General features: G+C 29.6%; 20 protein-coding genes and 1 riboswitch. Of the genes, 1 reads left to right on the top strand and 19 read right to left on the bottom strand.

Annotation, left to right across the window (positions count from 1 at the left end):
• Positions 1 to 9 precede the first annotated feature (9 nt).
• The 8 genes from JMO20_RS16730 to JMO20_RS16695 form a co-directional block, all read right to left on the bottom strand.
• A complete protein-coding gene (locus JMO20_RS16730; RefSeq protein ID WP_202710852.1) occupies positions 10 to 1,221 on the bottom strand; it encodes a type II secretion system F family protein in 1,212 nt (403 codons plus the stop codon).
• 33 nt (positions 1,222 to 1,254) lie between these two features.
• A complete protein-coding gene (locus tag JMO20_RS16725) occupies positions 1,255 to 2,313 on the bottom strand; it encodes a type IV pilus twitching motility protein PilT (RefSeq protein ID WP_207753539.1) in 1,059 nt (352 codons plus the stop codon).
• 9 nt (positions 2,314 to 2,322) lie between these two features.
• The gene (gene gspE, locus JMO20_RS16720) at positions 2,323 to 4,005 is read right to left on the bottom strand and encodes a type II secretion system ATPase GspE (protein ID WP_202710851.1); all 1,683 of its coding nucleotides are present in this window, start codon (positions 4,003 to 4,005) and stop codon (positions 2,323 to 2,325) included.
• Positions 4,006 to 4,170: 165 nt separating this feature from the next.
• Positions 4,171 to 4,701: a YqeG family HAD IIIA-type phosphatase gene (locus JMO20_RS16715; RefSeq protein ID WP_341534053.1), complete on the bottom strand. Its 531-nt coding sequence runs from the start codon at positions 4,699 to 4,701 to the stop codon at positions 4,171 to 4,173.
• Positions 4,702 to 4,827: 126 nt separating this feature from the next.
• The gene (locus JMO20_RS16710) at positions 4,828 to 6,168 is read right to left on the bottom strand and encodes a CCA tRNA nucleotidyltransferase (RefSeq protein WP_207753538.1); all 1,341 of its coding nucleotides are present in this window, start codon (positions 6,166 to 6,168) and stop codon (positions 4,828 to 4,830) included.
• A gap of 136 nt (positions 6,169 to 6,304) precedes the next feature.
• On the bottom strand, positions 6,305 to 7,591 hold the full coding sequence (locus JMO20_RS16705; protein ID WP_202710849.1) for a helix-turn-helix domain-containing protein: 1,287 nt from the start codon (positions 7,589 to 7,591) through the stop codon (positions 6,305 to 6,307).
• Between the two features lie 216 nt (positions 7,592 to 7,807).
• On the bottom strand, positions 7,808 to 8,176 hold the full coding sequence (locus JMO20_RS16700) for a MazG nucleotide pyrophosphohydrolase domain-containing protein (RefSeq protein WP_243414814.1): 369 nt from the start codon (positions 8,174 to 8,176) through the stop codon (positions 7,808 to 7,810).
• A 103-nt stretch (positions 8,177 to 8,279) separates the two neighbouring features.
• A complete protein-coding gene (locus tag JMO20_RS16695; protein WP_202710848.1) occupies positions 8,280 to 8,792 on the bottom strand; it encodes a GNAT family N-acetyltransferase in 513 nt (170 codons plus the stop codon).
• A gap of 232 nt (positions 8,793 to 9,024) precedes the next feature.
• Between JMO20_RS16695 and JMO20_RS16690 the strand changes: the two genes are divergently transcribed.
• On the top strand, positions 9,025 to 9,300 hold the full coding sequence (locus JMO20_RS16690) for a hypothetical protein (protein ID WP_202710847.1): 276 nt from the start codon (positions 9,025 to 9,027) through the stop codon (positions 9,298 to 9,300).
• A 99-nt stretch (positions 9,301 to 9,399) separates the two neighbouring features.
• Here JMO20_RS16690 and JMO20_RS16685 read toward each other — a convergent pair whose 3' ends face one another.
• The 11 genes from JMO20_RS16685 to ribD form a co-directional block, all read right to left on the bottom strand.
• On the bottom strand, positions 9,400 to 9,819 hold the full coding sequence (locus JMO20_RS16685; protein ID WP_202710846.1) for a hemerythrin domain-containing protein: 420 nt from the start codon (positions 9,817 to 9,819) through the stop codon (positions 9,400 to 9,402).
• Positions 9,820 to 9,896: 77 nt separating this feature from the next.
• The gene (locus JMO20_RS16680) at positions 9,897 to 11,177 is read right to left on the bottom strand and encodes an FAD-dependent oxidoreductase (protein WP_243414813.1); all 1,281 of its coding nucleotides are present in this window, start codon (positions 11,175 to 11,177) and stop codon (positions 9,897 to 9,899) included.
• 195 nt (positions 11,178 to 11,372) lie between these two features.
• Positions 11,373 to 12,686, bottom strand: a complete 1,314-nt coding sequence (locus JMO20_RS16675; RefSeq protein WP_279380166.1) for a hemolysin family protein — start codon at positions 12,684 to 12,686, stop codon at positions 11,373 to 11,375.
• 178 nt (positions 12,687 to 12,864) lie between these two features.
• Entirely contained in the window at positions 12,865 to 15,054 is a 2,190-nt protein-coding gene (locus JMO20_RS16670) for a DNA gyrase subunit A (RefSeq protein ID WP_279380165.1), read from the bottom strand.
• A 33-nt stretch (positions 15,055 to 15,087) separates the two neighbouring features.
• The gene (locus JMO20_RS16665) at positions 15,088 to 17,073 is read right to left on the bottom strand and encodes a toprim domain-containing protein (RefSeq protein ID WP_202710843.1); all 1,986 of its coding nucleotides are present in this window, start codon (positions 17,071 to 17,073) and stop codon (positions 15,088 to 15,090) included.
• Positions 17,074 to 17,341: 268 nt separating this feature from the next.
• Entirely contained in the window at positions 17,342 to 18,358 is a 1,017-nt protein-coding gene (locus JMO20_RS16660) for a nucleoid-associated protein (RefSeq protein ID WP_202710842.1), read from the bottom strand.
• Positions 18,359 to 18,529: 171 nt separating this feature from the next.
• Positions 18,530 to 20,356 carry a PAS domain-containing sensor histidine kinase gene (locus JMO20_RS16655; protein ID WP_202710841.1) on the bottom strand — a complete coding sequence of 609 codons (1,827 nt, stop codon included), beginning with the start codon at positions 20,354 to 20,356 and terminating at the stop codon, positions 18,530 to 18,532.
• 397 nt (positions 20,357 to 20,753) lie between these two features.
• Positions 20,754 to 21,215, bottom strand: a complete 462-nt coding sequence (gene ribH / locus JMO20_RS16650; protein WP_202710840.1) for a 6,7-dimethyl-8-ribityllumazine synthase — start codon at positions 21,213 to 21,215, stop codon at positions 20,754 to 20,756.
• On the bottom strand, positions 21,216 to 22,427 hold the full coding sequence (locus JMO20_RS16645; protein WP_481133362.1) for a bifunctional 3,4-dihydroxy-2-butanone-4-phosphate synthase/GTP cyclohydrolase II: 1,212 nt from the start codon (positions 22,425 to 22,427) through the stop codon (positions 21,216 to 21,218).
• A 16-nt stretch (positions 22,428 to 22,443) separates the two neighbouring features.
• On the bottom strand, positions 22,444 to 23,094 hold the full coding sequence (gene ribE / locus JMO20_RS16640; protein WP_202710838.1) for a riboflavin synthase: 651 nt from the start codon (positions 23,092 to 23,094) through the stop codon (positions 22,444 to 22,446).
• On the bottom strand, positions 23,079 to 24,197 hold the full coding sequence (gene ribD / locus JMO20_RS16635) for a bifunctional diaminohydroxyphosphoribosylaminopyrimidine deaminase/5-amino-6-(5-phosphoribosylamino)uracil reductase RibD (protein WP_202710837.1): 1,119 nt from the start codon (positions 24,195 to 24,197) through the stop codon (positions 23,079 to 23,081). Before ribD ends, ribE begins: the two co-directional genes overlap by 16 nt.
• Before the next feature lie 152 nt (positions 24,198 to 24,349).
• Positions 24,350 to 24,465: riboswitch (FMN riboswitch) on the bottom strand.
• Between the last annotated feature and the right edge of the window lie 370 nt (positions 24,466 to 24,835).

Genomic DNA, 24,835 nt, shown 5'->3' with positions numbered 1-24,835 from the left:
ATAATTACACTAATAATCTATAGTATTCACCATATCAAACATGGGTAGCATCATAGCTATTACTATAAATCCAATAATCACAGCCATAAAAACTATCATTATTGGCTCTAATAAAGTTGTCAATCTTTGCATTGCTGTTTCTACTTCTTCGTCATAAAAATTTGCAGTCTTGTCCAAAATATCATCAAGGGCTCCTGATTCTTCACCTATCTTTATCATAGATACTACCATTGGTGGAAATATTCCTATATTACCGATTGGCTCGGCTAGGTTTATTCCCTTTCTAACATCCTCTTTTGATTGCTGCAGACCATCGGATACTATCTTATTTCCTACAACTCTAGACACAATATCCAATGCTTCTATTAACGAAACGCCACTGGCAAGTAAGGTTGACATTGTTCTAGTAAATCTAGAAGTTACTACTTTCTTTGTAGTACTACTTAAAACAGGAATCCTAAACTTAAATCTGTCCATAGCATACTTACCCTTATCAGTTTGCATATATTTAGTAAGTATATAGAAAAGTCCTATGGTAATTATTAGAACCAAATACCAATACCCTTTAAGAAAATCACTTATTGATAGTAAGATTCTTGTAGGTAATGGCAAAGGAACTCCAGAGCCTTCAAACATACCAATAAAGGTAGGCATTACTACCGTTAGTAAGAAAATAACAACTATAACTGCAACGATTCCTAAAATTATGGGGTATGTCATAGCACTTTTGATTTTATTATTTATTTTGTTTTCCTTTTCAAAATGTGAAGCCATTCTATCCATAATAATGTCTAGATTACCACTTACCTCTCCAGCTTCAACCATGTGTATTAACAAATCTGGAAAAACATTTCTGTGATTTTTTAGAGATTCAGAAAATGTCATACCTTTTTGAACATCCTCATATACTTCTCCAACTGTTTTCTTTAACTTTTTATTTTCAGTTTGATTTCTAAGAATCTCTAGACAATTTATTATAGGAACTCCTGCATTTAACATAGCATAAAACTGTCGACAAAATATAGCTATATCCTTAGTTTTAACCTTAGAAGGTAAACTGAATTTCTTAATATCTTTAGCCTTACTATCTATCTCAATATTAACAGGATAATATCCATTTTGACGAAGCATGTTTAATACTTCTTCCCTGCTATTTGCAGAATAAGTTTTGTCCACTTTTTTGCCTAATTTATCTAAAGCAGTATATTTATAATTGGGCATATTTTCACCCTTTCTCATTTTCCATCTATAGTATTATAATCCTATATATCTCTTTACTAAATCTCTATCTACTGCATATGTTAGTGCTGTATCCATTGAAATCAGCCCTTTTCTATATAAATCGATAATAGAATTATCCATGGTCTTCATACCAAATTTAGTTCCAGTTTGAATAGCAGTTTGTATTTGATGAGTTTTCCCTTCACGGATTAAGTTTCTTATAGCTGTAGTAGCTACCATTCTCTCCATTGCCAATTCTCTTCCACTTCCATCTTTTCTAGGAAGTAATTGTTGAGATACTACACCTATTAAAACAGTAGATAACTGCATCACAATTTGTTGTCTTTGATGGGCTGGAAAAACATCTATGATTCTATCTACCGTCTGTGCAGCTCCAATTGTATGCAATGTAGATAATACAAGGTGTCCCGTTTCAGCTGCAGTTATAGCTATTCCCATGGTCTCTAAGTCTCTCATTTCTCCAACTAAAATTACATCTGGATCTTGTCTTAATGCTGATCTTAAAGCATTTGCAAAAGACTTAGAATCACTCCCAATTTCTCTTTGATTTACTATGCTCTTCTTGTGTTTATGAAGATACTCTATAGGGTCTTCTAAAGTTAATATATGGCAGTTTCTTTCTCTATTAATATTATTTATCATCGAAGCTAAAGTAGTTGACTTACCGCTTCCAGTTGGACCAGTTACAAGAATTAGCCCTCTTTGTTTTCTAGAAAACTCTTTTATTATTGGAGGAAGCCCTAATTCCTCAATAGTTGGTATACTCAAGGCAACGGACCTTATTGCCATACCATAGGTTCCCCGTTGTTTAAAAATATTAACTCTAAATCTACCTAAGCCCGTTTGAGAAATTGACATATCTATTTCGCCTTTCTCTTCCAAAGAACTAAACTGTTCTTCATTGGCAATCTCTTTTACTAATCTTAAGTTATCATCTGGCATTAGGATTTCTTCTCCATATCTATTTAACTGACCATTAATTCTAATAATTGGCGGTGTGCCAACGGAAATATGAAGATCTGATGCATTTAATTCAACTGTCTTTGTCAATAGTTCTTTCATAGTTATCATGTTAATCACCTACTCTAGTGTATAAGTCACTTTTAATAATTCTTCTACGGTTGTAATTCCTTGAGCTACTAGTTCTTTACAATTATCCTCAAGGGTAATCATTCCTTGTTTTATAGCACTATCTTTAATTGAATTCACGCTAGCTCCTATACTTATCGAATCTTTAATTTCATTGGTCATATGTAAAATTTCATGTATAGCCATTCTTCCTTTATACCCAGTATTATAGCATTTACTACATCCTTTTCCTTTATAAAGCAAAATATTTTCATCTATATCTAGTAGATTTCTTTCTGATTCTGTAGGCTTATATTCAATCTTACAATTATCACATATTTTCCTTACTAGTCTTTGAGCAACTACTCCTGCAACTGAAGAAGTAATCAAATATGGTTCTATTCCCATATCCAATAATCTTGCTGTAGTTGAAGGTGCATCATTAGTATGCATTGTACTAATCACTAAGTGTCCAGTTATAGCTGCTCTTACAGCAATTTGAGCAGTCTCTCTATCTCTAATTTCACCAATCATAACTATATCTGGATCTTGTCTTAAAATAGCTCTAAGACCTGTTGCAAAGGTTAATCCACTTTTTACATTAACCTGTACCTGGTTAACTCCATCTAACCTATACTCCACTGGGTCTTCAACAGTTATAATATTCCTATTAATACTATTAAATTCCCTGAGGGCTGTATACAATGTAGTAGTTTTACCACTACCAGTTGGTCCTGTTACTAATATGATACCATTAGGATTCCTTAACATTTGATTAAAACGAGTTAAGTTTGTATCCGTAAATCCAAGCTGCTTCTTTGATAATAAGAAGCTACTTCTATCTAACAACCTTATAACAATCTTTTCTCCGAAAACTGTTGGTAAAACTGACAAACGCAAATCAACTTCTCTTCCATCTATACTAGTCTCTACTCTACCATCCTGTGGAACCCTTTTTTCAGCAATATTCATTTTACCCATTATTTTTATTCTAGTCACAATGGCTGAGTGTGTAGATTTAGCTGGTGACATTATTTCTTGAAGTTCTCCATCTATTCTAAACCTTACTCTCACTTTATCTTCAAATGGCTCTATGTGCACATCACTAGCCTTTGACTTAATTGCTTGCTTTATTATTGAATTAACAAGTCTAACAACCGGTGCATTATTGATCTCATTTAATATATCATCATCCAAGTCTTCAATATTATCCATATCATATTGTTTCTTAAAATCCTCAATTGCTTTTTCAGCACTTTGTTTACCATAATATTGATCAATGGCATTTACAATATTCTCTTTAGTTGAAATTACTGGCTCTACCTGTAACCCTGTTGATATTTTAACATCATCTATTGCAAATATATTAAGAGGATCTGCCATTGCTACTGTTAGGGTATCTTCAATTTTTTTAATAGGTATAAGAACGCTTCTTCTTGCCAAATTCTCATTTATCAATCGTGGTATTTCAGGATCAATATAATACTTGTCCAAATTTATATGAGGAATTCCCAATTGGAATTCCAATACTTGAATTATATCTAATTCAGTAACATACCCCTTTTCAACTAATAATTCTCCAATTTTTTTTCCTGTAGATTTCTGTTCTTTTAAAGCTTCCATCAACTGTTCTTCACTTATCTTACCAACAGAAACCAATAGGTCTCCTAATCTCATCTTTTTGTTATTAACCATATATTCACCCACTAATAAAGCTCAATTTATAAGAAAATTGTCTTTTTATGCATTTTTTAGTACTAAAGTCCTATTTACATTTACTTTTCCCACTAATAGATTAATTCTACTAGCATATTAAAATGTCCTTCTTTTTAATAATTTTTTTCGTTTTTTTTCATCAATTTAGTTAATCCTACTTTTATTCTCACCCTTTTTTAACCCTCTCACGATATGTCTCTCTATATTTCTTACGAATTTTGTCCACCAATACTCTTTTCCTTCAATTGGAACCACCAATACTGTATATAAACCAGTCCTATTGCCACCTAAAACATCAGTAAAGATTTGATCTCCAATTACAGCAGTATTGTCTAAATCAGATCCCATTTTATTCATTGCCTTTCTAAAAGGTGCCTTAATTGGCTTTTTAGCCTTATGTATTGCATCTATATCAATATCCTCAGTAAACTTTACTACTCTGTCCTCTGTATTATTAGACACAAGACAAAGTTTGAAACCCATCTCTTTTAGTTTACCAAACCACTCTAATACAGATACAGGAGCTTCTTTTTTATCCCAAGCTACTAGGGTATTATCTATATCAATTATAAGAGATTGTATTCCTTGTTTTTGTAATTTACTTAAATCAATATCAAATATTGAGTCAGCATAGAAATCTGGTACAAATAACTCCTTCATAGTCACACTCCTTATAGTATTATTTTTACTCTACTTTATAGTATGTCACTAAATTATTTAAATTTTGCATATTATGATTTAGTTATCATTTATGATAACATTTGTTATGATAAATTTTCTAGAAATTTGATAATTAATAATTTAAGTTAAATCATCCTTTACAATTCTTAATAGAGTTTCTTTATTGTTTTTTTCTGGGTATTCTAAAACAATTTCTAACAGACTGTCAAGTATAATCCCCATTTTTTCCCCTGGTTTAATTCCTAAATCAATTAAATCATATCCATTTATCCTTAGATCCCTTACAGTTAAAGGATCTTCTCTATCTAATATCTCTTTGCACTTTTTTTCTATATTGTCTATAGAAGTGAAATCATATGGAGGGTTGGAACCTGTAATATCACTTTTCTGAAGCTTAAATAGTCTACCTAAATCCTTTTCTCCTACTCTATTTATAAATCTCTTAATGGCCTTATCCGTCACTAAGTCTTGTTTTGTCATATGCTCCTTTATCAAAATAGAGACTCTTTCTATCGTTTCATTATCATACTTAAGTCTTTTCAATATGTTTTGGGCTATTTTCATGCTTTCCATATGGTGCCCATAAAAATGCCCAATCCCATCAGTATCGACACTAAATGTGCTAGGCTTTCCAATATCATGTAATAGAGCTGCTAGTCTAAGAATCAAATCTTCTTCAGTATTATCTAAAACATCCATTGTATGATTAAAAACATCCTTATGGTGATGAGGATTTTTTTGATCAAAATCAAATGTTTCTTGCATTTCAGGGATTATATATTTAAATATTTTAGTATCCTTTAAAAGCCTAAATCCTTTTGAAGGAGTTCTAGACAATATTATCTTATTTAACTCTTCCCTTATTCTTTCAGCACTAATACTTGACAATAAATGTCTATTAAGCTCCATAGATTTTAGTGTATTTGATTCAATAACAAATTCTAGCTGAGTAGCAAATCTAATACCCCTCAAAATCCTTAGGGCATCTTCATCAAATCTTTTATTGGGATTTCCAACTGTTCTTACTAATTTATCTTTTAAGTCAAATCTTCCACCAAAGGGATCTACTAATCCATTCTTGTCATTATAGGCCATAGAATTTATTGTAAAGTCTCTACGACTTAAATCTTGCACTATATCTTGTGTGAATTTTACATGCTTAGGTCTTCTATTATTCTCATACTCACCTTCAATTCTATAAGTAGTAATTTCATACTCTTCCTCATTTAACAATATAGTAATAGTACCGTGCTTTAATCCAGTTGGGATTACTTTTATCCCCTTATATTCCAAAAGCTTAGTCAAAAAATCAGGTTTTACGCTTGTGCATATATCCCAATCATTAGGAGTTCTTCCTAAAATACTATCTCTTATACATCCTCCAACGGCATAAGCTTCATAACCTTCCTTATATATCATATTAATTAATATATCTACATCCAAAGGTAATCTTAAATTCATCATTTTCCCCCTAATTCATTTTAGATCATATAATATAATTCACATATCCATATTATTATACCTTATATTTATGCCCATTTCATTAAGACAAAAGTCATACCTATTAATTGCAATAAAAAATCGGGGTGACCCCGATTTAAAAATTACTTATATCATGTGCTTTTGTAAAGTACATCATTGATTGATCTCTTTTTCCTATAACACTAAATACATTACCAAGTTTTAGATAAGTATTCATAAGATCATTTTTATTATTTATATTATTTAAAGTATCTGATAATTCTAGTAGTTTTTCAGATGCCTCTTCATATCTATTTTGTTTTAAATAATAATTTATGTATATTTTCAATCCTTGAATCTTATAATTTATAAGACACATTTCATCACTAAATCTAATAGCATGACCTAATTGCTCAAAAGCCTTCTCTAATTGGTCTTTTTTCAAGTAATAGTCATAAAGATGATATAGCACTTCCGGCAACTGTTCCATTTTATTTTTTTCCATTATATCCTTTGACTTTTGTAAGTGTTTAAGAGCTTTATCATATTCTTCACTTTCTAAATATATGGCTCCAAGATTGCACTCAATATATCCTTTTTCATAATCTTGCTCTTCATTTTCTAATAAATTTTGTGCCTTTATAAGTGTCTTTTTAGCCTTATTGTATTCTCTGTTTAACACATAATCGTGGGAGTAAGTAATCAAATTTTCAATATATTCCTTAGGATTATTTATTATTTCATTTATTTTATGTGCTTCTTCAACGTACTTAAATGCCATTTCTTTACTATTGATTTTATAATAACAAGATGATAAACTATGAAGTATTCTAACCTTTAACTCAAGATCTTCGTGCTTTAAATCATTATAAAAGCTAAGTGCCTGTTTATATTTTTGAATAGCTATTCTATGATTTTCTTGGATTTTATAGATATCTCCTTCTTGAGTAAAACCTGTAATAATTCTTGAGTCATTGTTACCCTTAGTTGAGTAATATATCCCTCTTTGTGTATAACTCAACGCTTGCTCATAATCCTTTAAATTAATAAAGCATTGAGCCAGCAACATATTACTTTCACCTAAAACATCCAAAAGATCATATTCCACTGCAATTTGCTGTATTTCTTCATATGCCTTCATTGCATCTTCCAATTTATTTAATTTTATACTAAGTTCCATTTCTTTTAATAGAATCCCAGTAAATCGCAATGCTTGTTCTTTTTCTGTCTCTAATAAAAATTCTAAATCTACATCTAGTTTATTACATAAATATTTTAGTAACTCAATACTTGGACTTGCCTTCCCGTTCTCAATGATACTTAGGTGAGCTTTAGAAACATGATTTCCGCCTAAAGCTTCTAGAGTTAATCCTTTTTCTTTTCTTAGCCTCCTAAGCTTTTGTCCTAATGATAAAATTTTCATACTTATCCCCCTATAACCAAAATATAATTCTACAGTTTTCGACTATAAACATATGTGTTATTTTGAGGTTTTTGTCATATTGTTTCTAAATTTGTTATATATAGTCGACTTAATTAATTATTATTACAAATTCTTAAAAAAGTCAAGTGATTTTATGAATTTTCCGAAATACATGGTACATTTTATCAAAATTTAACTATTGCCATGGTAATATTTTCATATGTACTCTTTATATTGTTTAGTAAAATCTCTTTTCATATTCTTATAAAATTTTTCTTTATATACTCGAGAAAATTCTTCTGGTGAAATGTGATATCTATTGAGGGTATCTATAAAATACATGAGTACATCTCCCATCTCTTCTATAAATCTTTCCCTCACTTTTTCATTGTTCATTATCTCTTCTTCTTTTTTCTTCTTTATTATCGCTATCGCTTCACCTAATTCTTCAATCATATAAAGAATGAAATTTTTTCCATATTCAGGCTCCATGGGGGACCATTTTTCTTTATTTTTATTCCAAAGCTCATATGACATTTCCATCATTTCAGTTATACTTAAAGACTTATCCTCTTCTCTTTTCAAGATTTCTCATCTTCTTTCTATATTTTGTTAAATATCTTCATTTTTTTAGTTTTCTTAGAATCTCTAATTTACTTAATTTCCTGTATCTTAAAAATTTTAGTTATTAGTAGTTGTCTAATTCCAATTGGAAAGACTCTTCTTTATCACTTTCAGATACTTTTTTAAAACCTAAAGAAGTAAATAGGTTTCTAGATCTATCGTTATACTTATATATAGTTGGTATATATATTTTACTTATTCCAATATTCTTAGCCCTTAATAAGAGAGTTTCAATTACTTTTTTACCTATGCCTCTCCCCCAATAGGTTTCGTCTCCTATAACTATTGGAAAATTATTTTCTGAAAGAGTTACATCACCAATTGAAGTCCACTTATCTTTTTCTAAAAACTCTATAAAGTATAGTTCTCCATTTTCTGAAAGATATTTATACATCCGTTTTATAGTATCTAAATTATATTTTTTTTCAAGATCCTCTATACCTTCTGAATAATATAGTACACTGGGATTCTCATACCAAGGTAAAGCTGTTATCCACTCTGATTCCTCTGTTTTTCTTAACCTAATATTCTTGTCCACATTTAAAATACTAGGCTGCTTGATTTTGTTTATAGGCATCAGCAATCTCCCCTCTTTTTAAGAATATTATACCATACAATCTATTTGAATAATTTACTATCATATACAAATAAAATATTCTTTATTTTTTATCATTATAATCTATTTATTTAACAATACTTTTTTTATATTGCACAAGAGTGATTTTTCTGATATCATGGGTATACTTAACCCTATAAGATATATATACATAAAGTGGCACGATTATATAGTGTCTTACAAGGAGGTTCATATGTCTATTGACAAGTTAAATACTAAAATAGAGAAATTGATTCAAGAAAATAATATTTCTCAAGCAAAGGAACATATTGAAGAAAATATTGCTAATATCAGAAAAGAAATATCTAGTCTTAGGGAAGAGATTGTTATTCTCCAAGAAAAAATACAAAAAGAAACAAATAGTGATGAGGTTATGCATCTTAAGTATGATTTAAGTGACCTAAAGGAGGCTTTATCCGTTTCTTCTGAAAACTTAGAGTCACTACAAGATCTTTATGATAAGCTATAATTTTATATTTGATAACTAGATAAGTAATTCAGTGCAATATTATAAATCTAAAAAGGTTATCTATTGAGAAGTTTGCTTTTTTCAATAGATAACCTTTTTTTATTGAATTTTTTCTAATATTGGATAAAGATGAACATCTTCTTTTAATATTCTTTTTTTTAGATTACCTATAATTTTATTGGTGTCTTTTATATATCTTGATTCATCCTTTAGAATCTTTGTTTTTGTATTATATTTATTCTTATATGACATGAAGTTATCAAAAATACCTTCCATTTCAGTAGAGTATTCTATGCTATACTCTCTCAATTTTTCATCCTCACTTGATATTAAATTAGGATAAAGATTATTATCCTCTTCCTTTAAATGAAATTTTAACTTGCCTGCTAATATGTTATTATTTTTAGCTAACTCCATGGCATTATCAGTAATATTATTATTTTTTACTTTTTCTTCTATGTACTTTACTATCTCTAACACTTCTTTATGTTGCCTTTTTAAATTCGGTAAATTTATCATACGTATCCCTCCATATATAATTTATCTTTATAATATATCTATTAGTTCATAATGTATTTGATTAAAATCACAAAACATTATATTAATTTCTCGTTGTATATATTCAATAAATCTTCACTCTTAATTCTTTTTCTCAAAGCATCTGCATTTATAGTATATAAGTCTAATTCCATCATTCTTTCAAAATAATCTGCACCTGCAAAAGTAAATTTCTTTTTATCTCCTCCATCTTTTCTCATTTCAGAATTTGAATGGGAAACAAAGTCACCTATTACAGTAGAACTTGGTATTCTTAGCTTATCCCTACCAACAATATGCCTAACAGCATTATTTCCAGCCAAATAACCTGTAACGATAGCCTCTGTATGACCTATGTAAAAGCCACTTTTTTCTCCAGCTGTAAAGAGATTATCTACGTTATCAACCTTCATATAATCATCTCTAGGTGCTGCCGACATATGCCTTATTGAGTTGCCAATTCCAGCAGCATAAGGGTCTTCAAATCTAACTTTTTCAAACCCTTTTATTTTTCTTAGCTTATGTATAGGATAAAAAGGTGCCATCAATTTTGCATGGCCCGTATCTAATAACACTATATTTTCAACATATTCTTTTGTAGCATATTGTCTGCATATTTTTATATCAAGCTTTCTTGAATTAACTTCTTCTTTAGGTAAAGGAATTACAACCACTCCATTGCTATTTAATTCTTCTTGAATATCTTTACTTAAAGTTTCTTTTTTTATCTTTATGGAACCACTAAAGGATCCAAAAGTGTCATCTTTTCTTTTCCCTATCATGTCCGGCACTCCACATTTTTCGCTTATACTTACTCTTCCTCCATATGCAGGACATCTTAAAATACACATTGCACATCCATTGCCATATTTATAGCAATTATTTACTGGACCTGTTGACCCTGTGGTATCAATAAAGGAATCACCCTTTATTATATCTCCTTTTTCTAATTTTAAGGCCTCAATGTGATTATTTGTAATGACAACATTAGTAACTCTTGTATTTGTCATAAGCTCAATACCCATTTGCTTTACTTTTTCAGTCACTGCACTTTCTACAAAGTTTACATCGTAAATACTAGCGTGTTTATGACCTGGAAAATCTACATTCTTATGTCTGGAGTACCTATCAGTAATATCAAATAATTCTTTCCCTCCCAATAAGATACATTCTTCTGCGGCAGTATATCTTCCATTATTCCTAGTCAATCCACCTACATTTCCTAAACCTAGTAAAATGTCCATTCTTTCTATAACTATAACCTCTGCACCAGCTTTCCTAGCGCTAATTGCAGCTGCACAACCTGCCCATCCGCCTCCAATAACAATTACCTTAGTCAATTTTCTTCCCCCTTCATAATCATGAAAAATATCTTTATAGAATGAATATTGAATTTTTCTTTGTCCCATTACAAAATAATAAAAAAATCTCCTATCAAACCTTAAGAAAAAAATATATCAATACAAAGTGAGTATAAACCACTCTAGACTAACTAATCTTTTTTTCAAAGTTATAAAGGAGATTTTTAAATTTTATTATCTAATTGTTATTCTTATTAACTCAATCCTTTTATCACTAACTTTTTCAACTTTAAATTCTATATTCTTGTATCTAACTATTGGCTTTGATCCCTCTTGTGGTATTGTGCCTAATATGTCTAAAACTAATCCATTAATTGTATCAAACCTTGATGCAGGTAGTTTAATATCTAACTCCTCGTTTATATGCTTTATTGAAGTCATTCCATTTAACATATAAGTATCTTTTTCAATTTCTTCAATATCCAAAATATGCTCATCAAACTCGTCATCTATTTCTCCTACTATTTGCTCTAAAAGGTCTTCTATAGTTACAATTCCTGCCACACTTCCATATTCATCTATAATAATAGCCATATGTTGTTGCTTAAGTTGCAATTCTCTAAATAACACATCTATATTCTTAGATTCAGGAACAAAATATGCAGGTCTTAGGATACCATCTATATCTTCTTTTTGAAATTCACTGTTGCCAGTTTTATAGAATAAATCTTTTAAATATAAGATACCAATAATATTATCTATATCTTCATCATAGACTGGTATTCTAGAATAATGATTCTCCATGAGCTTATTAAGAAACACTTCCTTGGAAAAATTTATATTTAACGCAAATACATCTTTTTTAGGTGTCATCACCTCTCTAACTAATGTATCATCAAACTTAAAGATACTATCAATCATCTCTGTTTCCGTTTCCTTTATTACACCTGTTTCTTCACCAACATGAACCATCATTCTTATTTCTTCTTCAGTGACCTTTTCTTCTGCATTGTCCGTCTTACTTCCCAATATCTTGGCTAAAAAGTTTGTTGATGATGTCAAAATAAATATAAATGGTTTCATAACTTTTGAAAACATTTGAATTGGAGTAACTGTAAAAAGAGCTATTTTTTCTGTATTATCTAAAGCTAATCTCTTAGGTAATAGCTCCCCTACTACTAATGTAATAAAGGATAACAGAATAGTCACAACTACTATAGATATTTGACTGCTATATGCTTGAATAATAGGTATATTAAATTTATCTAATAAATTTGATAAAACCTCAGAAATACTCACTGCTGCCGATGCACTAGCTAGAAATCCTGCAAATGTAATCCCAACTTGTATTGTAGCTAAAAACCTACTTGGTTCCTTAATTAGAGTCATTAGTATTTTTGCTTTTTTATTTCCTGTGTTAGCTAGATAATCAATCCTATTTCTTTTTACTGATACAATTGCTATCTCCGATGCTGCAAAAAAAGCATTAATTAAAATTAGTAAAGCAATAAGCAAAAAATCAGTTAATAGCCCACCTTCACCTTCCATATTCATCCTCCTTTATAATAACTTAATTTCTTTATATTATTAACAATTACATTAAATTTACAACCTGCAATATTTCTACTATGTATAATGATATACCCAAAAACTATTAAAATCAAAATTTTACCAAAATAAAAATTAGCACAAAAAAGACACTGTAATTTTACAGTGTCTAAATTAACTAAACTAGTTTTATTTGTTCTCCAGTATCTTGTTCATCTTCTTTTTTTAAGTAAGTTCCTATAGCTGGAATATTACCTCTATAGTATTCAAGATCGCCATATTTAACATCATCAATCTCTTTTATTTCCTTTAAGGTACTACCTTTCTTAGATTTAAGAACCTGAACCCCTTGAGAGCTTCTAGTACCTTTAGGATTAATTTGATCTGTATTAAAAATTAATACCTTCCTAATACTACTAATTGCAACAAATTCTTTATCTTCTTCTATAAAAGATAAATATACAAGTGGTTCTTTGTTAGAATATGCATTCGCTAGTTTACTTCTGTTCGTCTTAGTTTCATAGCTAGACATATCAATTTTAGCACATTTACCATTTTTAAAAAAGAAAAGCATATGACCTTTAAAATCTGTAGTTCCAGTAATATAAATTATTCTTTCGTCTTCATCTAGTCCTAATATATTGGGTAAGTAATCCCCTAAGTTACTTGTCTTTGTATCTTCCAAATCATATCCTTTTAGTTTGTAAACTATGTGTTTATTTGAAAATAATAGTAACTCAGATTTATTAGTAGCTTCAATTTCTTGAATTACATAGTCACTATCTTTTAACTTTTGCTTAGTTGCTCCTCTTAAAGATACTAATGGTACTTTTTTCAAATATCCCTCATTACTAAGGAAAATTTTTAGATTGTAATCTTCAATCATTTGCTCTTCAGTTAACTTTTCGATATCATCTTCATCAACTAACTTTGTTTTCCTATCCTTACCATATTTTTTTATTATTTCTTTTAACTGTTCTTTAATTATATTTTTTATTCTTTCTTCTTCATTTAAGGTTTCTGTTAAATCCTTAATCTCTTCTTCTAAATCTTTAATATCCTTAGTTTTATTTAAAATGTACTCTTGATTAAAGTTTCTAAGCTTTATATCAGCTATAAACTCAGCCTGTGATTCATCAATCGCAAAACCCTTCATCAGGTTTGGAATTACTTCCTTATCTTTTTTCGTATCCTTAACAATTTGAACAGCCTTATCAATATCTAAAAGTATCTTCTCTAAGCCTCTTAATAAATGTAATCTTTCCGACTTCTTATCTATATCATATCTAAGCTGTCTTTTAATACATCCTATTCTAAATTCTACCCATTCCTTTAAAATACTTTTAATTCCTAAAACTTTTGGGTTGCCATTTATTAAGACATTAAAATTACATGAAAAACTGTCTTTTAAAGGTGTTTTTTTAAACAATATTTTCATCAATTTATCAGGATCAGAATTTCTCTTTAAATCAATAGTAATCTTTAAACCATTTTTATCTGTCTCATCTCTAATATCAGTTATATCCTTAATATTATTACTTTTAACAAGACTAGTGATTTTTTCAATTATTGCTTCTGCTGTAGTTGTATATGGTATTTCTGTAATATCAATACAGTTATTTTTTTCATCATATGTGTATTTACCTCTAATGTGGAAACTACCTTTACCTGTATTATATATTCTCTCCATTTTCTTTTTATTATATATTAACTCTCCACCCGTTGAGAAATCAGGTGCAGGTAACCATTTCATTAGGTCTATGTTACCAGTCTTGCTTTCTAGGAATTTAATGGTAGTCTCACATACCTCCTTAAGATTAAAGGAAGGAATTGAACATGCCATACCTACAGCTATCCCAATATTGGGATTAATTAATATGTTTGGAAATGTAGTTGGTAATAAAGTTGGCTCAGTTGTTGTATTATCATAATTAGGTATAAAGTCAACCGTTTCTTTATTGATATCTTTGAACAGTTCTTCACTAATTTTTTCTAGCTTTGCTTCGGTATACCTTGCAGCTGCATAGCTCATATCCCTAGAATATACCTTTCCAAAGTTACCCTTACTATCTATATAAGGCAACAATAAGGTCTCATTACCCCTAGTGAGCCTAACCATAGTTTCATATATAGCACCATCTCCATGGGGATTAAGTCGCATTGTAGTCCCAACTATATTTGCAGACTTGGTTCTACCTCCCTTTAGCAACCCCATTTTATACATCGTATATAATAGTTTCCTATGGGAAGGCTTAAGACCATCTATTTCTGGTAGCGCTCTGGACATTATAACACTCATGGAGTAAGGCATATAGTTTTGTTTCAAAGTATTTATTACATCTATTCTATTAACTTGTATATTACTCAAATCAATTCTCCTCTCAACTCTTAGTGCCTTTATTTACATTACGTCTGCGAGATCAATATACTCATGACCATGCTCTGCAATAAACTTTTTTCTTCCGTCCAGGTCATTACCAAGGAATAAATCAAATGCTATTTTAGTTTCTTCTGCATCAGTAGGAGTTACTTGTATTAATCTTCTAGTTTCAGGATTCATTGTTGTTTCCCACATCATTTCAGGCTCATTTTCACCAAGTCCCTTACTTCTTTGCATATGGTATTTTCCCTTTATTCCTTTAATGATCTTTTCTTTTTCTCCTTCTGAATAAGCAAAATAAGTCTTATCCCCTTCTGTTATTTCAAATAAAGGTGACTCAGCTATATAGACATATCCCTTTTCAATTAAAGTAGGTGTTAAAACATAGAGCATAGTTAGTATTAAACATCTAATCTGATAACCATCATAATCTGCATCAGTACATATAATAACCTTATTCCACCTAAGATTGTCTAGGTCAAAATTTCCAAGATTTTGATGTTTAGTTTTAACTTCTACACCGCAGCCTAGAACCTTCAAAAGATCTATTATCAAATCATCTCTAAAAATCTTATTATAGTCAGACTTTAAACAATTTCTTATTTTACCTCTAACAGGCATTATGGCTTGAAACTCTGCATCTCTTCCCATTTTTGTACTGCCTAAGGCACTATCACCCTCAACTATGAATATCTCTCTTCTATCTTTATCCTTAGTTCTACAATCAACAAATTTCTCAACCTTATTTGAAATATTATCTACATTTTTACTAAGCTTCTTCCTAATATCAACTCTGGTCTTTTCAGCCTTTTCTCTACTTCTTTTATTGGCCAATATCTGATTAATAACCTTATCAGTTTCCATTTGATTTTCAATAAAATATATTTCTAATTTTTCTTTAAGAAATTCATTCATGGCATCCTTAATAAACTTATTTGTAATTGCCTTCTTAGTCTGATTTTCGTAGCTAGTAACTGTAGAATAGGTATTTGCTACTAAAATTAAGCTATCTTCTATATCGGTAAAGCTAATTCCTTTCTCATTTTTATTATACTTACCATCACTTTTTAGTTTAGAATCAATCTCATACCGAAAAGCATTTTTTACTGCATCATCAGGACTGCCACCATGCTCTAAAAAGCTACTATTATGATAGTACTCAAGAAGATTCACTTCATTGTTGAAACAAAATGCCACCTCAACTTTTACTTTATATTTAGGTTTATCTTCTCTATCTCTACCTTTAGTCTCTAGCTCATAATATTGAACATCAGTAAAACCTTTATCTCCACTCAATTCTTTAACATAGTCAACGATTCCATTCTCATAATAGTAAGTGAAAGTATTATCTGACTCTTCGTCATAAAGCTTAAATGTAATACCTTTATTTACTATAGCTTGTCTTTTTAATATATCTTGATAAAAGGATAATGGTATATCTATATCATTAAAAACTTCTAAATCAGGCTTCCATTTAATAATACTACCTGTATGCTCATAATTACATTTGTTTTTTATGTATCCCTTTTCACTTTCAGTAACATTATCTCCCTTATAAAAATTCAACTCATATTTAAAACCATCTCTAAAAACTATAACATCCATATATTCACTGGCAAATTGAGTTGCAGCTGTACCTAAACCATTAAGTCCAATACTAAACTGATAGTTGCTATCCCCATTATTATCATATTTACCGCCACCATATAATATAGTAAATACTATCTCCCAATTATACTTTTCTTCATTTGAATTCCACTCTATGGGAATACCTCTACCTCTATCCTTTACTTCTATAGATTTATCTTTAAACCTAGTAACCTCAATTAAATCTCCCCATCCTTCTGAGGCTTCGTCCCTACTATTTCCTACAATTTCCCTTACTGTATGTTTAGATCCCTCTATTCCATCTGAACCGAAAATAACACCTGGTCTCAGTCGAACCTTTTCTTTTTCTTCAAGGGTAGAAAGACTCTCATTTCCATAGCTATTATTCTTCTTAGCCACCAGTTGAACACCTTCTTCCTATTTGTTATTTTATAAAATTTCATTATTTAATTTCAGCAAAATATATATTAATTCTACAATACATTATTAAATTTTGCAAACATATGTTCCTGTTGCAAAATAATGCCTCTTTAACTTAATCCAAAAGATTGTTAAGCATCCTAAATTCTCCAATAATTATAATATCAAAAAAGTAATAGAAATCCTATAGTAAGATAATAGGATTTCCAAATACTTTTTAATCCTTTTAAATATAAAAAATAAGACTTTATTTATCTTTTACGCTACCTATATTTTTCAACATAATTGAAATTGTTCCATCAGGATTATTTATAAACTCAACTTTCTCAGAATCATTAAAAAGCTCAACTGGTAAGTTTATTTCTATTCCTGTGTCTGTGACAAGTTTCTGCTTCCTAAAATTTCTTTTTTCATTTTTTTCACTTACTTGAAAAGCTTTCTCTTCTAAGCCTTTCTCCTCTACTGATTTAACATACTCATTTTTTAACTCTGGATTAGTTTTAAATAAATTATCTGCAACTCTTTCAACGTCCACTACTTCATCGGCCTTTAAAGACTCCGATACGGCTTTTTTCATTGTTCCCATTTTTTCAAAGTCATCTTCATAATAGGTTTTGATAAAGTCTTGAGTTGTCTTCTTTAAAATTTTTATTTTTTCTTTTTCAGACTTTTTGCTTTCACAGTGTAAAAAAAGTTCAGAAAGATAAAATCTCTTTTCCCCATCTATTTCATACTTTTTTTCCATTAATTGAATATTTAAGGTATCAAGATTGATTAAAATACATTCATCTATTTTTTGTTTTTCATTTGGTAAAGAAGTCTTTTGCTTTATAATTGAGTTTACAGTTTTGTCCTCAAACTGATTGACAAAATGAATATATGATGCCTTATAGTTCAATTTAAATATACCTAAATATCTAGCTTTCTCGTAGTCAAAAATTGAGAACATCATATCTCCTGAAGGTATATCAGGTTGCGTCTTTAAAATCTGAAATAATAGTGAACTCATATCTTTAGTATAGTCAATAAATCCATCATAACTTTGCCTTAAACTTTCACAAATAGATTTTATTCTATTATCATTATTAAAAAATGCAGGCTTTAAAGCTCCATCATTAAAGAGTCTTATTATATGTTTCTGAACGAAGTCAGTAATATCATCATCCTTTGGATGTTCATCCTCTGAAAGCACAGGAATATCTAAACTATTATCTAGAATATGTACTATTAACTTCTTAATATTTATCTCAGTTGATTCACTCATCCTTGTTCCCCCTTTTACTAATAAATACTTTGTGTTTTATCACACTTATATATATTATTATTTTCTAGGGTCTTTGTCTATTAAATCTATAGAAAAAGTGGTTTACTAAGTCATTTCTATCTAGGATGAAATCATGTGAAAATATACTTAATTTGCAAATATACAGTTTCCTTATTTATATATATCAGAAAACTCAATTGAAATTTTTTCGATCTTGCTATTAGAGTCTAATGCAATTGCACTCTCCATACATACCTCATTAGACTTAACAAACTTAATAGGTAACTTTATTGTGAATTCTGTACCTTCTCCATACTCACTATTAACATATATTCTCCCCTCATGAGCTTCAACTATTGATTTAACTAGTGATAATCCTATGCCACTACCTTCATTTTTCCTAGTCATAAGAGGATCAACCCTTCTAAATCTTTCAAAGATAGAATCTAGTTTATCTGGCGGTATTCCTATACCATCATCTTTAACCGTAATTAATACATAGTTATCAATATCTTGTATATTTACTTCAATGTTTCCTTCATCCTTTGAAAACTTAATTGAATTTGAAAGAAGATTTAACATCACTCGTTCAATCTTATCTATATCAAAAGACATTATTCTCTCTTCAATATTTGTATCGAATATTATTGTTATTCCATTATTTTTTGCATACTCAACTACTGATAATGTGATATTTTCTACTACCTGAATTAGATCGTAATTTTTACGTTCTAATTTCAAATATCCAGTATCTAACTTAGTTATATCTATAAGATTATTGATTAATCTCAATAATCTAAGACAGTTTTGTCTCATCATTTTTAAGTTCTTTTTATAGCTATTATAATTTCGACAATTGGTATTACTGTCATTTTTATTTCCAACTAACTGAATTCCTCCCAAGATTATATTTAGAGGTGTTTTTAACTCATGGGATATATTAGCAAAAAATTCAGTTTTTAAATTATCATACTCTATTGTCTGCCTTAGTAATTTTCTATTCTCACTAAGCAACTCTCTTAGCTTATTTTCATTTTCTTTATGCTTTGTTATATCCCGTACAATTAACAACCTAGCAAGTTCATTATCATATGTTACTATATTTACATACAACTCTACCTGAATAGTTTGGCCACTTAATTTTTTAAATTCTGTTTCTCTACGTAAATCTGACTTTTTAATCTCAAAGGTTTTATAAATTTTAACGACCTTTTCCTTTCTCTCTTTAGGAACAAAATCTAGTATTGATTTTCCTATTATATCCTCAGGTTGATGACCTCCTAAAAGCTTTAGTCCTGCTGGATTAACATATTTAATAATCCCATATCTATGTATTATTACAGAATCAGTAAGGTTTTCAACTAGCTTATCAAATCTTTCTTCTACAGACATACTTTTATTTTTATATAAATTTTTATATATTAAATCATTTATTACTGTAATTATAATTGCAAGAGCTATAATAGATAAACCACTTACTATTAAGCTAGAAATCAACCATGTTTTGGTTGAAAAATCCTCCACGATCCTAATATTTAAAATTTTACAAGCCACAATGATAAGGAATGGTTGAAATACCTTTTTAAAATTCATTGGTGTTAAATCATGAATTTTGTTATTAGGGCGATTATTTATATAGTAAAAACTTGATCCTATAATATATGGGAAAACTACACAACAAATAAAAAGTAAATTAAAAATACTATTTCCACTTAAAATATCAAATAGAATATTAGTAATTATAACTATTGAACCATAGCCCCAGCCTAGAGAATATGACAATACATATATTGGCACACTCCTTAAATTAATAATAAGTCCCTTATAATCTATTATTAAGTACATTGAAACTAAAGATAATATAGTGTGAGTTATAGTTACCATTATTATTAGATGCCTTATGTTTTTAGTTCTATAAAATATACAGTTTTGAATTTTCACTGAAAAATAAATAAAGATAACATATGTAGAAATTATTCTAAAAAAAGTGATAAACATAAAAAAACTCCCCCATTTTTTAATGCTGTCAAATCAAATTTCCAGTTATAGGAATCATAAAATCTTATATTTATTCACCTCCCCATTTTTAATTTTTAAATAAAAATACAGAGCTATCTTCCTGACATATAATAAAATTTAAAATTAAAGAAACTTAATAGCTCAATTTATGTATTATTATGTATATATTTCCACATTATTTAATAATCACCTCTATATTCCTCTAAAAATAGTATATTATTAATCTTTTTGTTTATCATTTATGATAAGCTCTATTATGATTTTATTACAATGAAAATATCCCAGGAAAGCTTCCTAGGATATTTCATATCGAAGATATAAAAATATTCTATTTTTTTACCAGTGAAAATTTTATATCTAATTGCCTTCAAGATGTTTAGAATTCTTTTAATAAATTAGACATTTCTATAGCTGTAACTGCTGCTTCATATCCTTTGTTACCTGATTTTGTACCCGCTCTTTCTATAGCTTGTTCAATAGTATCTGTGGTTAAAACACCAAAAATAACAGGAATCTCAGCATCTAGTGATACATTTGCAACCCCCTTAGTTACCTCATTAGATACATAATCAAAATGTGGCGTAGCTCCTCTAATTACTGCTCCTAAGCATATCACACTGTCATACTTTCCTGATTTAACCATTTTTTTTGCTACTAAAGGAATCTCAAAGGCACCTGGTACCCATGCTATCTCTATATCTTCTTCATTAGCACCATGCCTTTTCAATCCATCAACGGCACCAGATAATAGCTTACTACCAATAAATTCATTAAATCTCCCAACTATAATACCAAACTTCTGATTTTTTGAAATTAACTTTCCTTCATATATTTTCACTTATTTATCCTCCTTAAAATTCAAAATATGTCCCATTTTTTCTTTTTTAGTTTTTAAATAATTGGCATTTTTCTCGTTATGATTCATTTGAATCGGCACTCGTTCAACTATATCTATTCCATATCCTGAAATACCTGATAGCTTTTTAGGATTATTAGTCATTAGTCTAATATTTTTCACACCTAAATCTGCAAGTATTTGTGCGCCAATTCCATAGTCTCTCATATCCTCTGGAAATCCTAATGCCAAATTTGCCTCAACTGTATCCATGCCTTGGTCCTGTAAAGAATATGCTTTAATTTTATTTATAAGGCCAATTCCCCTTCCTTCTTGTCGCATATAAAGCAGTATACCTCTTCCTTCCTTTTCTATCTCTTTCATTGCAGCTACATATTGCTCTCCACAATCACATCTTAATGAGCCAAAGGCATCTCCAGTTAGACATTCTGAATGAACTCTCACTAATACAGATGATCCGTCAGTGATTTCTCCCTTTATAAGAGCTACATGATGCTCTCCATTTAATTTATTAATATATCCTACCATACTAAAGTCACCATGTTTAGTTGGCATCTTTGCTTCTGCAACTCTTTTAACTAGGATTTCATTTTTACTCCTATATGCAATTAAATCAGCAATAGTTATAATTTTGAGATTATGTTTTTTTACATATTTCATTAATTGAGGAACCCTTGCCATAGTACCATCTTCATTCATTATTTCACATATAACCCCTGCAGGATAAAGACCAGCTAACCTTGCAAGGTCGACAGCTGCTTCTGTATGTCCAGCTCTTTTCAACACCCCACCTTCTTTAGCCGCAAGGGGAAATACATGACCTGGTCTTGTAAAATCCCTTGACTTCGAATTTTCATCAATCAATTTCTTTATTGTTATTGATCTTTCTTCCGCTGATATTCCAGTGGTAGTAACTATGGAATCAACTGAAATTGTGAAGGCTGTTTCTTTAGGGTCTGTATTGTTTGATACCATTGGAAATATACTTAGTTTATCAAGCATTTCTTTCATCATTGGAGTACATATTAATCCTCTTCCATACTTTGCCATAAAATTAATTGCTTCAGGAGTAGACTTCTCTGCAGCCATTAACAAATCTCCTTCATTTTCCCTATCTTCATCGTCTACAACCACTACCATCTTTCCTTCTTTGATATCCTCTATGGCTTCTTCTATACTATTGAAATTTACCAATATAATCACCTCTCTATTATGCGAATCCATTTTCTTTTAAAAAATTAATATCTAAAGCACTTTTATTCATTTCTTTATTATTAAAATTGCTAATTCTCTCGATATATTTACCTACCATATCACATTCAATATTTACTTCTTCTCCTATTTTTTTTCTTAATAATATTGTTTCATTTTTAGTTAATGGGATTATTGAAACTTTAAACTTTTCTAAATCTACATATGCAACTGTTAAACTTGTACCATCTATTGCTATTGAGCCCTTTTCAATGATATATTTCATGATTTTTTCACAAGCTTTTATTGTTACCCATGTTGCATTATCTTCTTCTTTAAACTCAGATATAGTACCCATACCGTCGATATGACCAGAAACTATATGTCCACCAAATCTATCTCCAACCTTTAATGCCCTTTCAAGGTTAACTTCATTCCCATTCTTTAGATGCTTAAGATTACTTCTTCTCATAGTTTCAGGCATGACATCAACTACAAATTCATTCTTATTGAAATAAATTACTGTTAGACAAACACCATTTGTGCTTATACTGTCTCCCACACTAATATCTTTAAGTACTTCATTGGCTTTAATAGAAATTTGAGCTGAATTAACACCTCTTTTTATTGATTGTATTATTCCTATTTCTTCAATCAATCCGGTAAACATTTATAATCGTCCTTTCTTATATAGCCTTCTATCATTAAATCATCACCAAATCTTTTTATATTTAGATCTTTTAATATAATTGCATCCTTCATTACTGAACAACCTTTTCCAGCAACAGGAGTTTTAGCATTTTTACCTCCAATAATTTTAGGTGCTATAAAAGACATATACTTATCTACTATGTCTTCGTTTATTGCACTGGAGCTCAGAGTAGATCCTCCTTCTATTAGAACACTATCAATACCCTTTTCTCCAAGTGTGCCTATTAAACTATTCAAATCTACCCTTCTGTCTTTCATAGGAACTACTAATACTTCAGCTCCTCTTTCTTTGATTTTTTCGATCTTTTTATTATCAGCTTGTTTTGTAGTTGCTACTATTGTTTTTGAATTCGAATTAATGTTTAGTACCTTTGAATCTAATGGTATTCTACATTTAGAATCTACTATTATTCTTATTGGATTTCTTGCTTCTGTTTGTATAAACCTAGTTGTTAGCATTGGATCGTCTTTAAGAACAGTACCTATTCCTACCATTATTCCAGAAACTCTATGTCTAATTTCATGTACATATTTCCTAGAATTCTTATTAGTAATCCACTTTGAGTCTCCAGTTATAGTTGCAATTTTTCCATCTAAAGTCATAGCTGTTTTTAATATACAGAAGGGCTTTCTAGTTGTAATATATTTAATGAAGATTTCATTAAGTTTCTTTACTTCATCCACCATAACTTCTGATACAACCTCTATATCATTTTCCTTTAAAAATTTAATTCCTCTTCCTGCAACCACAGGATTAGGATCTTCCATACCAATAACAACTTTTCTAATTCCTTTATCAACTATTGCCTTAACACATGGCGGAGTTTTTCCATAGTGAGAGCAGGGTTCTAAAGTTACATACATTGTTGCGCCCTCCACTTGCTCCGTTGAATTATTAAAAGCATTTATTTCTGCATGTGACCCTCCATAATACTTATGATAACCTTCACCAATAACTTTATTGTTCTTTACTATCACAGCGCCTACTAAGGGATTTGGGTTAGTGTATCCTGATCCCCTAGTAGCAAGATCAATTGCCCTTTCCATAAATTTAATATTCATAATCTCACCTCCGTTTTAATATTTTTATTAACTATATTAACTACTTAAAAGCATAAAAAAGCTCTGAAGATAATCTTCAGAGCTAAAATTCTAAATAACAATTACAAAATAATATATGCCAAAAAAATGACACATATAAATCCAGTAATTATATTCTTCTTCTCCCATCCAGACTTTACTGTCGGTCTTGGAATCTCACCAAGTCAACCAATTAAGGTTCGCGGACTATACCGCCGGTCGGGAATTTCACCCTGCCCTGAAGAACATATTAAATTTGTTACTAATTTATCATATAAATAAACTACTGTCAATAAGTCTTCTTCAATTTTTTTGCAACAACTAATCTATTACGTTTTTTTAAACTCTTTATTTATGTGACTTCAATCACATACCACTAATACTTTTTAAACTAATATAAATATGTAAAAGACTTGGTTTTCCCTGTGACATTTAATCAAGACATAATCAGAAATATTTAACAATTTATATGTGAATAAGTACTCTAATTGACCTATAAAATTAAGTTATATTTCTGAAATATTCTTAAGATTTTTACTTATTAAATCTCTATTGACTTTTCTATTCTAGTTGTACAAAATAAAGTCAACCAATAGTTACTATTTTAAATTGATATAAGT

The organism is Sporosalibacterium faouarense (genome assembly GCF_016765695.1).
GTDB classification, from domain to species: Bacteria; Bacillota; Clostridia; order Tissierellales; family VENL01; genus Sporosalibacterium; species Sporosalibacterium faouarense.
The sequence above is the reverse complement of the archived record's forward strand: the minus strand, read 5'-3'. Positions and strand labels throughout refer to the sequence as shown.

Excerpts from the sequence above, each read along its gene's own strand:
- JMO20_RS16655 (WP_202710841.1), bottom strand. The coding sequence starts at position 20,356 with ATGTTTATCACTTTTTTTAGAATAATTTCTACATATGTTATCTTTATT.
- gspE (WP_202710851.1), bottom strand. The coding sequence starts at position 4,005 with ATGGTTAATAACAAAAAGATGAGATTAGGAGACCTATTGGTTTCTGTT.
- JMO20_RS16685 (WP_202710846.1), bottom strand. The coding sequence starts at position 9,819 with ATGATAAATTTACCGAATTTAAAAAGGCAACATAAAGAAGTGTTAGAG.
- JMO20_RS16730 (WP_202710852.1), bottom strand. The coding sequence starts at position 1,221 with ATGCCCAATTATAAATATACTGCTTTAGATAAATTAGGCAAAAAAGTG.
- ribD (WP_202710837.1), bottom strand. The coding sequence starts at position 24,197 with ATGAATATTAAATTTATGGAAAGGGCAATTGATCTTGCTACTAGGGGA.
- JMO20_RS16725 (WP_207753539.1), bottom strand. The coding sequence starts at position 2,313 with ATGATAACTATGAAAGAACTATTGACAAAGACAGTTGAATTAAATGCA.
- JMO20_RS16660 (WP_202710842.1), bottom strand. The coding sequence starts at position 18,358 with ATGAGTGAATCAACTGAGATAAATATTAAGAAGTTAATAGTACATATT.
- JMO20_RS16705 (WP_202710849.1), bottom strand. The coding sequence starts at position 7,591 with ATGAAAATTTTATCATTAGGACAAAAGCTTAGGAGGCTAAGAAAAGAA.
- ribE (WP_202710838.1), bottom strand. The coding sequence starts at position 23,094 with ATGTTTACCGGATTGATTGAAGAAATAGGAATAATACAATCAATAAAA.
- JMO20_RS16695 (WP_202710848.1), bottom strand. The coding sequence starts at position 8,792 with ATGCCTATAAACAAAATCAAGCAGCCTAGTATTTTAAATGTGGACAAG.
- JMO20_RS16690 (WP_202710847.1), top strand. The coding sequence starts at position 9,025 with ATGTCTATTGACAAGTTAAATACTAAAATAGAGAAATTGATTCAAGAA.
- JMO20_RS16675 (WP_279380166.1), bottom strand. The coding sequence starts at position 12,686 with ATGGAAGGTGAAGGTGGGCTATTAACTGATTTTTTGCTTATTGCTTTA.
- JMO20_RS16710 (WP_207753538.1), bottom strand. The coding sequence starts at position 6,168 with ATGAATTTAAGATTACCTTTGGATGTAGATATATTAATTAATATGATA.